At 46.1% G+C, this 15569-nt stretch carries 11 protein-coding genes and 1 pseudogene; 4 read left to right on the top strand and 8 right to left on the bottom strand.

Annotation, left to right across the window (positions count from 1 at the left end; all coding sequences use genetic code 11):
* Positions 1-17: 17 nt before the first annotated feature.
* The 5 genes from ispH to ribF are packed head-to-tail and all read right to left on the bottom strand — an operon-like array spanning position 18 to position 5706.
* Positions 18-959 (bottom strand): 4-hydroxy-3-methylbut-2-enyl diphosphate reductase, encoded by a 942-nt coding sequence (ispH, locus tag AABA75_RS06155; protein ID WP_338291683.1) that lies wholly within the window; start codon positions 957-959, stop codon positions 18-20.
* The gene (fkpB, locus tag AABA75_RS06150) at positions 960-1400 is read right to left on the bottom strand and encodes an FKBP-type peptidyl-prolyl cis-trans isomerase (protein WP_338291682.1); all 441 of its coding nucleotides are present in this window, start codon (positions 1398-1400) and stop codon (positions 960-962) included.
* Positions 1401-1913, bottom strand: a complete 513-nt coding sequence (gene lspA, locus AABA75_RS06145) for a signal peptidase II (RefSeq protein WP_338291681.1) — start codon at positions 1911-1913, stop codon at positions 1401-1403.
* Positions 1906-4734: an isoleucine--tRNA ligase gene (gene ileS, locus AABA75_RS06140; RefSeq protein ID WP_338291680.1), complete on the bottom strand. Its 2829-nt coding sequence runs from the start codon at positions 4732-4734 to the stop codon at positions 1906-1908. The genes lspA and ileS overlap by 8 nt, the downstream gene beginning before the upstream one ends.
* Before the next feature lie 42 nt (positions 4735-4776).
* Entirely contained in the window at positions 4777-5706 is a 930-nt protein-coding gene (gene ribF, locus AABA75_RS06135; RefSeq protein WP_338291679.1) for a bifunctional riboflavin kinase/FAD synthetase, read from the bottom strand.
* 186 nt (positions 5707-5892) lie between these two features.
* Here ribF and AABA75_RS06130 point away from each other — a divergent pair.
* Positions 5893-7463, top strand: a pseudogene (locus tag AABA75_RS06130) (amidohydrolase family protein).
* Here the strand turns inward: AABA75_RS06130 and murJ are convergent.
* Positions 7460-9028, bottom strand: a complete 1569-nt coding sequence (gene murJ / locus AABA75_RS06125; RefSeq protein ID WP_338291678.1) for a murein biosynthesis integral membrane protein MurJ — start codon at positions 9026-9028, stop codon at positions 7460-7462. The pseudogene AABA75_RS06130 and the gene murJ overlap by 4 nt on opposite strands.
* A 202-nt stretch (positions 9029-9230) precedes the next feature.
* Here murJ and AABA75_RS06120 point away from each other — a divergent pair, with 202 nt between their 5' ends.
* From AABA75_RS06120 to AABA75_RS06110, 3 genes are all read left to right on the top strand, one after another.
* The gene (locus AABA75_RS06120; RefSeq protein ID WP_338291677.1) at positions 9231-9863 is read left to right on the top strand and encodes an EF-hand domain-containing protein; all 633 of its coding nucleotides are present in this window, start codon (positions 9231-9233) and stop codon (positions 9861-9863) included.
* A gap of 296 nt (positions 9864-10159) precedes the next feature.
* The gene (locus AABA75_RS06115; RefSeq protein WP_338291676.1) at positions 10160-11044 is read left to right on the top strand and encodes a hypothetical protein; all 885 of its coding nucleotides are present in this window, start codon (positions 10160-10162) and stop codon (positions 11042-11044) included.
* 10 nt (positions 11045-11054) lie between these two features.
* Positions 11055-11852, top strand: a complete 798-nt coding sequence (locus tag AABA75_RS06110) for a crotonase/enoyl-CoA hydratase family protein (RefSeq protein WP_338291675.1) — start codon at positions 11055-11057, stop codon at positions 11850-11852.
* A 547-nt stretch (positions 11853-12399) separates the two neighbouring features.
* Here the strand turns inward: AABA75_RS06110 and AABA75_RS06105 are convergent.
* The gene (locus AABA75_RS06105) at positions 12400-12951 is read right to left on the bottom strand and encodes a YkvA family protein (protein WP_338291674.1); all 552 of its coding nucleotides are present in this window, start codon (positions 12949-12951) and stop codon (positions 12400-12402) included.
* Between the two features lie 117 nt (positions 12952-13068).
* On the bottom strand, positions 13069-15519 hold the full coding sequence (locus tag AABA75_RS06100; protein ID WP_338291673.1) for a zinc-dependent metalloprotease: 2451 nt from the start codon (positions 15517-15519) through the stop codon (positions 13069-13071).
* Between the last annotated feature and the right edge of the window lie 50 nt (positions 15520-15569).

Here is a 15569-nt window from a genome sequence, read left to right as displayed (position 1 = left end):
CAGTTCAAAGCAGGCAATTAAAGCTGCTTAATTTGCAATTCTTTTGGCACCGCAAACTGGATATTTTCTTCTCTTCCCGACACTTCAGTGACAGTAGCGCTGGAGATAGACTTCAGTTTATCAATGACCCCCTGCACCAACACTTCAGGGGCAGAGGCACCTGCAGTCACGCCAATATTCTCAGCGCCAGACACCCATTTTTCTTGCAATGCACTGGCATCATCAATGAGGAATGCCTTGGTGCCCATTTTTTCAGACAGTTCCCGTAATCGATTCGAGTTAGAGCTATTTTTCGCTCCCACCACCAACAATAAATCGCAATTTTGCGCTAGCTCTCTCACCGCATCTTGACGATTTTGTGTGGCATAGCAGATATCGTCTTTCCTTGGACCTTCTATCTTGGGAAATTTCGCTCGCAAAGCGTCGATAACATCTGCGGTATCATCCACAGAAAGCGTAGTCTGACTGCAATAGTACAGATTTGCTTCATCTTTGACTTGCAAATTGTCAACATCATCTGCCGACTCTACCAGGTAAATACCGCCTTGGGGATTGTCGTATTGCCCCATGGTTCCCTCTACCTCGGGATGTCCTTGATGGCCAATCAAGATACACTCTGTGCCTTTTTTGCTGGCTCGACTCACTTCTAAATGTACCTTTGTAACCAAAGGACATGTAGCATCAAACACCTTAAGTCCGCGCTCCGTCGCTTCCCGGCGAACTTGCTGCGAAACCCCATGTGCAGAGAAGATTACAATGCTATCGTCAGGCACTTCATGGAGTTCATCAACAAATACAGCGCCTCGATCTCTTAAGCTATTTACAACATATTTGTTGTGAACCACTTCATGACGCACATAAATAGGCGGCTCAAACAATTCCAACGCTCTGTCAACGATGGTAATTGCACGGTCAACACCGGCGCAAAACCCTCTGGGATTAGCTAGCTTTATTTGCATTTATTTAACCTTCAGAATTTCTACCGAGAATACAACGGTTTCACCCGCCAATGGATGGTTAAAATCTACCGTAACGGAATCACCTGCTACAGCTCGGATTATGCCCGGGATCTCCATTCCACCTGGTTGAGTAAAACCAATGATCATACCAACCTCCGCCGGCGCATCCAGGTTAAATTTGCTGCGCTCCATATGGTGGATATTGTCTGGATTAGGCATGCCAAAGGCATCATCTGGTGGCAAAGTGAAGGTTTTCTTGTCCCCCGCTTTAAGCCCTCTTAAACAGGACTCGAAGTTGGGTGTTAAACTGCCATCTCCCATCACCAATTTCGCTGGTTTGTTATGAACTCGCGTACTGTCGGCGGCGGAGCCGTCTTCCAGCTTCAAGTCAAAATGCAGTAATACTTCGCTGTTATCAGTGATAATTGCAGAATCAACCATTTACTTGCTCTCACTATTTTTTTCTGAATCAGCACCTTGTCTGAAAAATGCATCATATATCAACAAGCCCGCACCGATGAATATGGCGCTATCTGCAATGTTAAACGCCGGGTAATGCCATTGCTGATAATAAAAATCCAGAAAGTCGATAACGTAGCCATAAATCAAACGGTCCGTCACATTACCTATGGCACCAGATAAGATTAAACAGTATGCAACAGGTAACAGTACTTCATGTTTTTTACTTTGCTTTAACCACCAAAGTAATACCACACTGACCACAATAGCGATGGCGGTAAAGAACCAGCGCTGCCAGCCACCAGCATCGCTCAAAAAACTGAATGCTGCACCATAATTTCGCACGTAAGTAAGGTTAAAAAATGGCAAAACCTGTACCGACTCATACAGTTCAAAGGCTCTTATCACCCATTGTTTGGTGATCTGGTCAAGCAGCAGTGCAAGCACTGCTACCCATAACCAACGCAAGCCACTTTGTTTAAATATGTTAAGCATAGTGTCTTACTTCGCCGTCACCCTCGACATTGTCAACACAGCGAGAACACAACTCTTCGTATTCACTGTGGCTGCCAACATCTTCACGTATATGCCAGCAACGCGCACATTTAGTGCCCGGTGCCGCTTCGATTTGCACCCACAACCCATCTAGCTCACTGGCATTGAGATCTTCGGGTTTATCACTGGCAGGTTTAACATCGGCTTGCGAGGTGATCAGCACAAAACGCAACTCATTTTCAAGACGATTAAGCACTTTATAATGAGCATCGGACACGTACAGGGTTATCTTAGCCTCCAGAGAGCTACCAATAACCTTATCTTTTCTGGCCAGCTCTAGAGCTCGGTTAACTTCAGTTTTTATGCGCAGCACTTGTTGCCAGTAAGCGTTGTCAAATTCTGCTGATTCGCTGTAATTTTCAAAACCGTTATACCAGACACCCGTCAGTACAAACTCATCTCGTTGTCCGGGTAACGCCTGCCATATTTCCTGAGCAGTAAAGCTCATAATCGGAGCCATCCAACGTACGAGAGCCTCAACAATATGATACAAAGCCGTCTGACAGGAACGACGTGCAATACCATCACCCTTAGCGGTATATTGACGATCTTTTACAATATCCAGATAGAAACTGCCTAATTCCACAGAACAGAAATGCATTAACTTTTGAGATACCACGATTAAGTCGTATTCATTGTAAGCTGCCAAGATTTCCTGTTGTACGGTTTTGGCACGCTCAACAATCCAACGGTCCAAAGCCACCATTTGCTGCGCTTCCAGCATATCCGTTTCAGGATTGAAGCCCTTGATATTGGCTAACAAGAATCTAGCGGTATTACGGATACGTCGATAACTATCTGCTGCACGCTTGAGAATTTGATCGGATACGGCAATTTCACCGCGATAATCGGTGGAAGCAACCCATAAACGCAGAATATCAGCGCCGAGTTTGTTCATCACATCTTGTGGTGACACCGTGTTACCCAACGACTTTGACATCTTGCGCCCTTGCTCATCAACGGTAAAACCGTGAGTAAGTACTTCCTTATAAGGCGCATGTCCTTTAGCTGCAACACCTGTCATCAAGGATGACATAAACCAACCTCTATGTTGATCTGAGCCCTCAAGATAAAGATCTGCAGATGCCGGAATGTCTTCTCTACGGTCAACCACAAAATAATGCGTTACACCCGAATCAAACCATACGTCTAACGTGTCAGTCACCTTGATATATTGCTCAGCATCTTCGCCAATCAGGTCAGCGGCATTAATATCCCACCAGGCCTGGATACCTGACTTCTCCACTTCCTGCGCAACTTTTTCAATCGTTGCTACAGAATCAGGGTGCAATTCACCAGAATCTTTATGGATAAACAGAGTGATAGGGACACCCCAGGTACGCTGACGAGAGATACACCAGTCAGGGCGTCCTTCAACCATACTTTCGATACGACCTTGACCCCAATCAGGGATCCATTTGGTCTTTTCAATTTCAGACAAGGAATCACGACGCAAGCCATTTTTATCCATAGAAACAAACCACTGAGGTGTGGCACGGAAAATAATGGGGGTTTTATGGCGCCAGCAATGGGGATAGCTGTGCTCGTAGGCATGGTGATGCAATAAATTACCTTTCTCAGTCAGTACATCGACTACATGACTGTTAGCCTTAAATACGTGTTCGCCAGCAAATAAATCGGTTCCTTCAACATAAACACCATTAGCTCCGACAGGATTAACTACCTTAAGATCGTAGTGTTTACCCACATTAAAATCGTCTACACCATGACCCGGTGCCGTGTGAACACAGCCGGTACCAGAATCTGTTGTGACGTGATCACCTAAAATCAGAGGCACCTGATAATCGTAGAATGGATGCTGTAGTTGCAGGTTCTCTAACTTTGCGCCCTTACAATAGGCCAACGCGTGGTAACTATCAGCGCCAAAGCGATCCATACAATCTTTCACCAAGTCCGCAGCTAATAAAAGACGTTGCTTAACACCGTCCTTTTCCATCTGCACCAATTCATACTCTAATTTTGGACTAACACACACAGCCTGGTTTGCAGGTAAAGTCCAAGGGGTTGTGGTCCAGATAACAACGGCCAGTGCGCCCTCGCCTTGATGGCCTTCTTTAAGCTCCATTTGCTCAAGCAGTGCAGCTTCATCAACTACCGGGAACGCCACATCAATGGAAGGAGAAGTCTTGTTTTGATATTCCACCTCAGCTTCAGCTAAAGCTGAACCACAATCTGTGCACCAATGCACAGGTTTGAAACCTTTTTCCAGGTGTCCTGCTTCGATAATCTTAGCCAGCACGCGAATGATGTCGGCTTCAGATTTGAAATCCATGGTTTTATATGGCTTGTCCCATTCTCCCAAAACGCCCATGCGCACAAAATCGGTCTTTTGACCCTCTACCTGCTTATTGGCATATTCACGACACTTTTCGCGAAACTCAGCTGCAGAGACTTTTTTACCTGGCTTGCCGACCTTTTTCTCCACCATGAGCTCAATGGGTAAGCCGTGACAGTCCCATCCGGGTACGTAAGGCGCATCAAAGTCGGAAAGGGTTTTCGACTTAATAATGATGTCTTTAAGTACCTTGTTTACCGCATGACCAATGTGAATATTACCGTTAGCGTAAGGAGGGCCATCGTGTAATACGAAGGGAGTTTTGCCTTTTTTGGCTGCCCGAATTTTGTGGTAAAGCTGTTTTTCGGTCCATTCTTTAAGCATTACTGGCTCGCGTTGGGCCAGGTTGCCACGCATCGGAAACTCCGTATCGGGAAGATTAAGCGTATGTTTGTAATCGGTCATGTATTCCAGGTTCCAATCATTGATGCCAATCTGGCATCCTCATTATCTATTATTCTGTAGCCACTCTCGGGCTTGCTTAGCGTCTCGCTGAATTTGCAATTTCAGCTCTTCAAACGACGCAAATTTGCGTTCTTGTCTGATTTTATGGTGTAAATCCACCTCAATAAATTGACCATACAAGTGCTGGTCAAAATCAAATATATGCACTTCCAGTTGCGGCTTTTCACCATCCACAGTGGGGCGATTTCCAACATTGGCCACACCCAAAAACTGTTGTTCACCTATGTGTACGGTAACCGCATAAACTCCCTGTACCGGTGAACGATGTCGTTTGAGCAACAAATTCGCCGTCGGAAAGCCAATAGTTCGCCCCTTTTTAGCACCGTGTACTACTTTTCCAGAAATGCTAAAGGGTCTGCCCAACATCGCAGCCGCTTCTTGTAGCTGGTCTTGAACCAACAACTCTCTAATCGCCGAAGAGCTGACTCTTGCCTGATTCAGGCACAAGCTGGCTGTATTGATCACTTCAAAATTGTGTTGTTTACCAGCCTGTTGCAGGTATTCAAAATCCCCTTTTCGGCCTTTGCCAAACCGAAAGTCATCACCTACCACTAAAAAAGCGATACCCAGTTGTTCCACCAGCAGATGCTGCACAAAATATTCTGCGCTTTGAGCAGCAAACATGGGGGTGAAATTAAGACAAAGCAAGCGATCGACCCCAAGTTGCTGTAAGCGGTGATATTTATCTCGCAAGCGGCTCAATCTGGCAGGCGCTTTATCAGGCGTAAACAACTCCTCTGGCTGCGGTTCAAATAGCATAACCACTGAGGGCAACTGCAATTCTTGTGACTTAGCCAAGAGTTGCCCTATCACCGCTTCATGGCCCAGGTGAACGCCATCAAACTTTCCTATTGTGAGCACACAACCGCGATGCGGATCACGAATGTTATGCAGCCCCCTGATAAACTCCAAAACCGGCCCCTTAATCAAATGAATCAATTCCTAGCAACAATCATCTGATTCTCGCAAAAATCACCGGATTATAGCGAACCTGATAGGCAGTTTCAGCCTGTTTTAGGGCCAAAAAAGCGATTTTTCATGATTTGTCTAAAATGTTGGGTTAGTCTCTAGCACAAACAAACCTCATCGATGCCCAATATGTCGCACTTAAAAGCCATTCTTTTTATCTGTCTACTCGGTTTTCTTGTCCCTGACACGGTTCAGGCAACACTTGGGGCGACTGCGCCAGACAGAGCCGAAGGTGATGGTCCTTGGCAGCGATTGATTTTAAGAGGGGTCAACCTTATCAGCGGTGAAGGCGCCCCCCGGTAGGTCCCGTTGATATTGTGATTGAACAAGACCGCATCAAGCAAATTGTGGTTGTAGGTCATTCAGATGTACCTGTATTAGAACACAAAAGACCCAAGGCTAACCCAGGTGATAAAGAAATGGATTTGATGGGTCATTATGTACTCCCCGGATTTGTGGACATGCATGCCCATATTGGCGGTTCCGCCGATAACATCCCGGCGGAATACGTTTTCAAATTGTGGCTGGCTCACGGTGTCACCACAATACGCGAACCCGGCTCTTTTAATGGTCTGGATTGGGTACTGCCGCAAGTTGAGAAAGCCGATAAAAATCAGATCACTGCGCCTCGTATTATCCCTTACCTGGGCTTTGGCATGGAATCAGCCAAACCCATAGAAACAGCGCAAGATGCCAGAGATTGGGTAAAAATGGCGAAAGCCAAAGGTGTCGCCGGAATTAAGTTTTTTGGTGCGCCGCAACCTATTATGCAAGCTGCACTAGACGAGGCTAATAAACAAGGTTTAGGCAGCGCCATGCATCATGCCCAGCTCAATGTGATGCGTACTAATGTATTGGATTCAGCAACTCAAGGACTCACTACCATGGAGCACTGGTACGGTCTGCCCGAGGCCATGTTTGAGGACAAAATCATTCAGCATTACCCGCATCACTACAATTATCAGAATGAACAACATCGCTTCGAGGAAGCAGGCAGGCTTTGGCAACAAGCCGCAGCGCCTGGTAGTGAGACTTGGAATAATGTCAGAGACAGGCTTATTGCTCTGGATTTTACCCTAAACCCCACCATGACAATATACGAAGCGAGTCGTGATTTAATGCGAGAAATGAACGCCGACTGGCATGACGAATATACTTTGCCCACCTTATGGGAGTTTTTCCAGCCTTCGCGCTATGCTCACGGCTCCTATTGGTTCGACTGGACCACCCAAAACGAAATCGACTGGAAGAAAAACTTTCGCTTGTGGATGACATTTTTAAATGACTATAAAAATCACGGAGGTCGAGTCACTACCGGGTCCGATTCAGGCTACATATTTAAGATTTATGGTTTTGGTTACATCCGAGAATTAGAACTCTTACAAGAGGCTGGTTTCCATCCACTGGAAGTGATTCAGGCGGCAACGCTGAACGGTGCACAGGCATTGGGTATGGAGCGTGAAATTGGCTCAATTGTAGTGGGTAAAAAAGCCGATTTGGTAATAGTTAAAGAAAATCCTATCCAAAACTTCAAGGTACTGTACGGCACCGGACATTTTATGCTCAACGAACAAAACCAACCAGTGCGCACCAAAGGCATTCGCTACACCATAAAAGACGGTATTGTGTTTGATAGTCAGCAGTTATTGCAAGACGTACGCAACATAGTGAAGCAAGCCAAAGCCGAAAACTCAAACTAACGCGCGAGCAAATGCCTGGGCCTGACGCCGGTAAGTACCAATCCGGCGCCATAAACTGCAACGGCTATTACCAATAGCTCAGCCAATTTCCAGATTCTCGCGCCAAACTGCATAACAGCCCAATCATTGGCGGGAACATTCAACGAATAAACCACCCAGCCCATCAAGGCGCTGAGTAACAGTGCACGCAAGATGAAAACCACCGTAGAGGAAGATAGACGAAAAACGCCATCCCGATGTAGTCTTTGATAGAGTAAAATAACATTCAGCAATGCCGATGCCGAGGTTGCCATCGCCAAACCGATGTATCCCATTTCATAGCCCAGCGGAATGACAAACATTAAATTGAAGCCCATATTGGCTGCCATACACCAGATACCGTATTTCACTGGCGTTTTGGTATCTTGGCGAGAGTAAAATCCCGGTGCAAGTACCTTTACCAGCATAAAGCTAAGCAGCCCGGTGGCATAAGCCATTAAGCTCAAAGAAGCAAAATGGGCATCGTCCACACTGAACTCACCGCGTTGAAACAATACCATCATCATAGGTTCGGCCAATACTGCCAAACCAACCGCTGCTGGCAAACCTAGCAGGCATACCATGCGTACTGCCCATTCCATGTTGCGTTGAAAAGCCCCCTCATCAGATGCCACAAAATTACGTGAAAGAGAAGGCAAGATAACCGTAGCGATGGCAATGCCAAACAGCCCCAAAGGAAACTCTAACAATCGATCTGAATAATAAAGCCAACTAATAGATCCGGTAACAAGACTTGTGGCAATCACCGTATCCAATAATAGATTAATTTGGCCCACAGAGACGCCAAACAGCGCCGGAATAATGAGCTTACGCACCTTTTGTACGTTTTCGTCCTGCCATCCCCAAGAAGGTCGCACCAGTGCCCCCGCTTTGGCAAGAAACGGAATTTGAAATAGCAGTTGCAGCACCCCCCCTAAAAAAACTCCCCAAGCCAAAGCATAAGCGGGCTGTGCAAATTTATCATGCAGTAATATCGCACAACTTATTATGGCGACATTAAGTAATACTGGTGTGAAGGCAGAAACGGCAAACCGGTTTATTGAATTCAGAATTGCGCCAGCTAATGCCACTAAGGTAACAAACCACAGATAAGGAAAGGTGATCTTCAGCAACTGTGACGCCAATTCAAACTTGTCGGCGTCAGGACCGCCAGTTTGATAGTCAATCAACCAACCGGGAGCGAAGATACTGACGATCACTGGCGAGGCGATCACCCCCACGAGGGTTACCAAGGTGACAAGGGTCCCTAAGGTGCCTGCCATTCGAGCAATAAAAAGCCTTGTATGATCGATGTCTTGTTGGTGTTGCACTTCAGCCAACACCGGCACAAATGCTTGTGCAAACGCCCCTTCTGCAAATAAACGCCTCAAGAAATTTGGGATTTTATTAGCAAACAAAAACACATCGGCGGCGAACCCTGCGCCCATAATATTTGCCACGACGATATCTCTGACCAGGCCGAGAATACGCGACAAAAAGGTCATGGCGCTAACCACAATTCCAGATTTTAAGAGTTTTTTAGACACGTGTGCTCTATAGCTAAGTCGCTGTTTTTATCAATATTATGCGCTTATTTGACAGCTTTATCAGTAGCCATAGTCAATTTCTGTGAGAATTTTTGCTTTAACTTGTCAACGCCAGCCTTGGCCAATCGTTATAGCCATTGAATACAACATCAAAGCCTGTGCGGCAGGCCAACTTAACTCAATCGAATTCAAGGAGTCGACTATGACCTCAAAATTTACTCAGCGCCCTCTCGCCATTGCCACTGCTTCAATATTGGTCTCAGTGCTATTTAGTTCCGTGACTTATGCTCAAAAAGGCCCCCGAAGCGGTGATAGAGAGCGCGGAAATTCTCTGGAGCAACGCTTTCAATCACTGGATAGCAGTGGGGATGAAGTATTATCACTGGATGAGTTTACTGCAAACACTAGTGAGCGCGCAGAAAACAAGTTCAACCGTAAAGATACCGATGAAGATGGCTTTTTATCCTTTGAAGAAGCCACAACTAATCGTCGCGGTGAAGCAACTGATCATTCTGAAATTGCACAAGACATTGTAGATTGCGTTGCTGCACTGACAGAAGATAACGACACCATTATCGTCCCTGAAACCTCGGATTTTTCTTCACCTGAAGAAAGATTCAACGCAGTGGACACCTCTGGTGATGGCCTGTTGTCTTTAGAAGAAGTGCAAGATAACGCCCTAAATAAGGTCTCTTCGGCATTTGAATCTATGGATACCGATGCGAGCGGGGATGTTAGTTACGAAGAATTTGAAAGCCACAATCAGCAACGCAAAGCTACTCGCCAAGCAATTCGCAACTGCATCAATGAGCTTGAAAATGACTCAGTGGTCTAGACAATTCACTTAACAACAGCAGAAGCGCGCTGATATCGGCGCGCCCACTCCAACTTTCCAACTCCCCTCTCCCTCAAACCCACTGTACAATCTATCCAAAAAGGCGGTGACTGGTTGCAATCTGTAAGCGACAATACTATGTTTCTCGACCAAGACATTAACCGTGACCTCTGTATAGAGGCATTTTCTGTTCTCGCCGACTGCTCGCGGGGTTCCAACATAGACACAGTAACTTCGCGTCTGGAACCTATTCGAAAAAGAAGTTTTCCGCGGCTAACAAGGAAAAAATAATAACGATGAATACAAAGCAGTTTGTGACCTTGGCAGTCCTCACCTTTTCTTCAGGCAGCCATGCCAGTTCGGTTTATCTGGGCATTGAAACGAGTGATACGCACGTCTTCCTTGGAGACGAAAGCCATACACTGACGCCAACAGGACCATCCATTGCCTTTAATTATGACCTGGATGACAACTGGGGGGTAAACTTTGACTATGCCCGGCTCAACACGACGAAACAAATCGCCGAGCCTGTTGCGATAGACTTTGAATCCGAAAGCTGGGGAGCCGGCGTTAGCTATTACTCAGAGCGCTGGAGTGCTTATTACCAGTTTAGTAATTATGACGACCAGCAATTAACTGACGACTCAGGACCCGCTCCTTCCTCCAATTCAGAGACAGACTCAGTCACCCATTCAATTGGTGCCAGCTATTATTGGTTGCTTGATGGCGACTGGCAAATCAGCAACTCACTTGGCCTGCATTACAGTGATTGGGAACAAACTCTCACCGAAATCCACGATGAACCAGAGCCACCGCCAATGACTGTACTTGATCCGGGAAGTGCTACTTTGTTATCCGCTTCTTTGGGAGTTAATAAAGCCCTGACCTTATCTGAGGATTCAGATCTCAATGTGGGGTTTTATGTCAGTTGGAATGAAGTTTTAGAGTCTGACACTGATACCAGTGACGTTAGTAATGAGCCCAACAGATCTAATCCACCAGACAGAGATCAGAATCGCAATAACTTCGTTGCTTCAGGTTCAGAAAGCTATGGCTTATTGAGTGCCTACATTGCTGTGGATTTCGCACAAAATTGGACAGTAGATTTGGACACCAGTGTTGATTTTGGCATTGACGATTCCAGTCAATCCTGGCGTCTAAGTGTTGGCTATCAGTTTTAAGGAATAAATTATGAGTACAACAAACAACAGGGTTACATGTAACATCGAAAATGGCATCGCTAACGTGCAATTGAACCGCCCAGATAAGCTCAATGCTATCGATATGCAGATGTTTAGGGAACTAGACAGTACTGCACGCAAGCTAAAAACTAACAACGAAGTTAGAGTGGTTATTGTCAGTGGCAACGGCGCTGATTTTTGCAGCGGTATTGATGTGCAGAGCGTACTATCCAATCCCAAAAACGCCATGAAACTACTGTGGAAATGGCTGCCATGGCGTGCCAATCTGGCGCAGCGGGTGAGCGTGAATTGGCGAAAGCTCAGCGTGCCCGTCATCATGGTACTACACGGACGATGCTGGGGTGGCGGATTACAGATAGCATTGGGTGGCGATTTTCGAATTGCTCATCCCGAAACAAGCATGGCAATTATGGAGAACAAATGGGGGCTCATTCCCGATATGGGCGGCACCCTGGCGCTCAGAGAGGTGATGTCTGCCGATCACGCAATGGAACTGGCGATGACAGCAAGAGCAGTAGATGCCCAATATGCTAAAGAGATCGGGCTGGTCAGCCATGTAGACGCAAACCCGCAAGCGAAAGCGCAGGCACTGGCAGAGGAATTGCTCAACCGAAACCCGGATACCATAGGCCACATCAAGCGCTTTTACCAAAAAGCCTGGCATAAAAATGATGGTGGTCTTTTAGCCTCCGAAACAAGGCGTCAGATCCAGATTATCAGTGGTAAAAATCAAAAAATTGCGGTGTTAAGAGAAACCAAGGATCCAAATAAGCCCTGGCGAACATAGTCACATAAGACTCTCCGGGGTCGGCACAATTATTTGAAATTGTGCCAGCCCCCACCACTTGAGAATGCATTTATATTAGTAAATTCATAGGGTTATCAAGTTGAAGTGTTTTACCAATAAGTTAATATAGTTAGGATAAGTGTACTAACGAAGTCTAATATTGTCGCTCCGCAGGCGATTGAATAAACCTCCTCATTTCCCCTCATGAAGCTCCATTGAAAAACGTCAAGCAAGTTGCCGGTGATTTTCAGGGATGAAAATCAAGTCACGCCTAAGCATGGACGCGCATCGTGACGACGGAAACTTGTAGTTTTTAAATGGATTAAGCGTAATGCGGGGGCCTTTTTCTTTCGCATACGGTTTCTTTTTGGCAAAAAGAAATGGTATGTGGACCAAAGGGATTTGGTTCAGAAAAGCCAAGGATGGCGTCTGTCAGACGACATTGAGGTCAAAAAAGATATGGTAAGTCTCAAGAGAAGAGTCTGACGGTGGCATTACAAACAACAAAGGCGAGTTAGTAACTCGCCTTTTAAATTTTCGAAACAGATTACATCACGCGTCTGAAAAAACTGCGTTTACCGGATGATTTGCGATCTTTGCGCATGGAAGCGCGGATCTCTGAACGCGTGCCTGATAACCACGACTCGCGATCAACCTTCGCAGCATCACCTCGACGTCCCTCTTCAGTCTTTCTGAAGCTACAAAATTGGCGGTAAGAGCGCAAATCCAAGGACATATCCTGAATAACCAATTCAATCATAATTGCGTCATCCAGGAACCCTAATACCGGAATATCGTCAGGTACCAGATCCTGTGGCTCACTGAAGTAGATCAAAGAGGTCATGATATCTTTCTTTTCATCTTCTGGCATTTGCCACTCTTCATCTTGCACTGCGGCAATCAAGTCAGCCAGAGAGCTTACCCGCGACTTTACAAACTCGGGTTGGTTGGAATCCGCCATCTCACTCACAACAGCCTGCGCTTTTTCCAGGATCTCCTGATCCGATAAGCCGCTATTTTTTTCAATAGCACTTTGCATTAGTTGCTTAAAATGGGCTAAATCTGCGTCTGATAATTCCAGATTAATTTCGATGGTCACGCTAAATTCCTCTGTAACACTTTGTTGTAAATATTCTCATAATCCCAACCATAGTTAGCCTGAGGCCAACTGTCAATCGTTAAAAATCCTATCCTTAATTCTCCCATGACAGACTCATTATATTGGAGAGCCAGGTGGCAACTGTGGTAACGGGACTGGTTGCCAACTTTCTGATGATATGCCTTGCTGTAGGCGAAACACCTCAAAATTAACAAACCGCTTAAGCACACTGTTGATATCAGAGCGGCCTTGCATCGCCTTTAACTTTTCGTGGATTGTAGTGACCGCTTCATAATAACTCGCTTTCAATGTTAAGGGAGTATCTGCCGCATGCAGCTTATTGAGATAATTACTATTGATCAGCGATAAGGTTTGCACCTGAATCTCAGCGGAGATGCCCGTATAAAGCTTTTTGAACAGGGTATTATGGATATTTAATAACAGTTGGGAAACCGATGGCAGGTTTCGGTCTGCGGCGGCCTGTTGCGTCAAGCGCATTAACCTTTCATTAGCCAGTAATATATTTAATGTGTGTTGAATTGACTTGTTGGCCAGTGCGAATCTGTCAAATACTACCCCCATTTCTCCGTGATTACTTTCCCGGGTTCGGTATTGCTCGTGTGCCTTAGGCGCGATCAACTGCACTACTGATTCAGGTAAATTCAAAAACTCAGGTAGCAAGGTCTTTAGTAAAACCTTTATGGCTATATTTTGCTGCTCTGCAGACACTGAGCCGTGCACAAGCTCTACTTCACCTTTAACCGCATAGTTGTAATTCACACCGCCAATGAACTTCCCTGCCGCAATGGCTTGATAGCGGTGAAAGTAATAAAGCGGGATCAATATCTCTTCAAGATCTGAATATGGCCGCCCGGCATGCAAGCTTGCTTCACCGAAGTTGAGCAAGGCTTGATGGCGCAATTTCATAACGCGGTTTAATTCTGCAACCGCATCTTCACCATTGTCCCAAAGGCTGGCATAGGGATGAGCATCACTAATATCTCTGGCATCGGCATCAGAGACAAACCAATAACCATTTGCCTGATTGTGCTGAATCATTGCTGCTCTTTGTTGCTCTGCATCCAGGCCAGTAAAATCCGAATAGGCATAAGCGATTGCTCTTCTATCCCAGATACCAATGCTATCTGTATACGCATTCTCGACACTTATCTTGCCCGAGTTTAACTCAAACAGCGGGTGCGGATAATCCATTACCGAAGCACGGTCATAGGCGCTGGCGGCAAAGTTGTGGGCCAGCCCCAAAGTATGTCCCACCTCATGGGCGGACAACTGCTTAATGCGATTGATGGCCAGTTGTTGCAGTGCCTGGTCTTCATGATTAGACTCAGCAAAAGGGGATAACATCGCTTGCGCAATCAGGTAATCCTGGCGAATGCGCAACGAGCCTAACGAAACATGGCCCTTGATAATTTCTCCGGTGCGAGGATCCACAACACTGGCGCCATAGGACCAGCCCCTCGTCGCTCTGTGAACCCATTGAATGATGTTGTAACGTACATCCATCGGATCGGCATCCGGTGGCAGAACCTCGACGCGAAAAGCGTCGCGATAACCGATTGCCTCGAACGCCTCATTCCACCAACGCGCACCGTCCAAAAGCGCACTTCTGACAGGTTCAGGTACGCCTGCATCGAGGTAATATACGATGGGTTCAACGGCCTCAGACATTTCAGCTCCCGGCGTTTTTTTTGCAAGTCGATGACGCGGTATCCACTGCTGAGTAAGCGACTCATTAATCGGCTTGCCATAATCCTGAAAACTATAGTCAAAATAACCACTCAAAGAGTGATACTGCAGTGGCTCGTATCCGGGCTCTGGTAATTTCACAAAACTGTGGCGGATGCGCAAGGACACATTTTTAGGGTCAATGGCAACCTGTCGAACGTATTTTCCCGGGGCGTTACCAATGAAGGTCAGACGAGCCTCTAACTCGGTATTGTGGGGAAAAGATTTGTAACTGTCCGCATCGACACTGGACCGTGATAAATCCAACTTAAAACTGCCTTGTTTGCGCCCTTTGAGCCTGTCTACAACTTCGTGGGTGTCCCGAAGAAGAAACTCAGAAGCATCCACTAGCCAATACTCCTCATCACTGTCGAGCAACGGGAATTGCCAGAGAATTGCGTTAGCAAATGAATCCTCAATCGCCTTTTTTTCTACGGGGTTATCTGACGTTGCGCGATATTGGGTGTTTTTTTGTTGCATCAGGAGTTTGTTGCCCGAGCGTAAAAAAGAAACCAGCCGAGTGTCGCCTAATTGTCCTCGGTCCAATCCGATATCGTTGGAGCCCAAACCATGGGACAAACTGGTTTGATAAATGAAATCCCCCAGTTGCCTGGGCACTCTAAAGTAAGTTTTATCCTCTTCCGGCTCATACCAGACATCAATAAATCCAGCTTTCACATCTGAGTATGATGTCATGGCAGACAGAGTTTTACTTTTTTCCTCAGCCTGTAGCGGGGCAGCCAGCAAACTCAACGTTAACAAGTAGAATAAGCGCAAGATATTGTGAAATTGACAATACAAGTTGTGCATGAGTAGTTCCATTTACCAATCATTTGCTCAATATGATGGAGAGTCGCAACAGCGGTGTAAAG

The sequence above is a fragment of the Planctobacterium marinum genome, from assembly GCF_036322805.1.
Taxonomy (GTDB): domain Bacteria; phylum Pseudomonadota; class Gammaproteobacteria; order Enterobacterales; family Alteromonadaceae; genus Planctobacterium; species Planctobacterium marinum_A.
This window is presented reverse-complemented; position numbering and strand designations above follow the sequence as displayed.

What these genes read in the sequence shown, in the direction of transcription:
- AABA75_RS06120 (WP_338291677.1), top strand. Translation starts at nt 9,231, where the DNA reads ATGACCTCAAAATTTACTCAGCGCCCTCTCGCCATTGCCACTGCTTCA.
- ispH (WP_338291683.1), bottom strand. Translation starts at nt 959, where the DNA reads ATGCAAATAAAGCTAGCTAATCCCAGAGGGTTTTGCGCCGGTGTTGAC.
- fkpB (WP_338291682.1), bottom strand. Translation starts at nt 1,400, where the DNA reads ATGGTTGATTCTGCAATTATCACTGATAACAGCGAAGTATTACTGCAT.
- ileS (WP_338291680.1), bottom strand. Translation starts at nt 4,734, where the DNA reads ATGACCGATTACAAACATACGCTTAATCTTCCCGATACGGAGTTTCCG.
- AABA75_RS06115 (WP_338291676.1), top strand. Translation starts at nt 10,160, where the DNA reads ATGAATACAAAGCAGTTTGTGACCTTGGCAGTCCTCACCTTTTCTTCA.
- lspA (WP_338291681.1), bottom strand. Translation starts at nt 1,913, where the DNA reads ATGCTTAACATATTTAAACAAAGTGGCTTGCGTTGGTTATGGGTAGCA.
- AABA75_RS06100 (WP_338291673.1), bottom strand. Translation starts at nt 15,519, where the DNA reads ATGGAACTACTCATGCACAACTTGTATTGTCAATTTCACAATATCTTG.
- AABA75_RS06110 (WP_338291675.1), top strand. Translation starts at nt 11,055, where the DNA reads ATGAGTACAACAAACAACAGGGTTACATGTAACATCGAAAATGGCATC.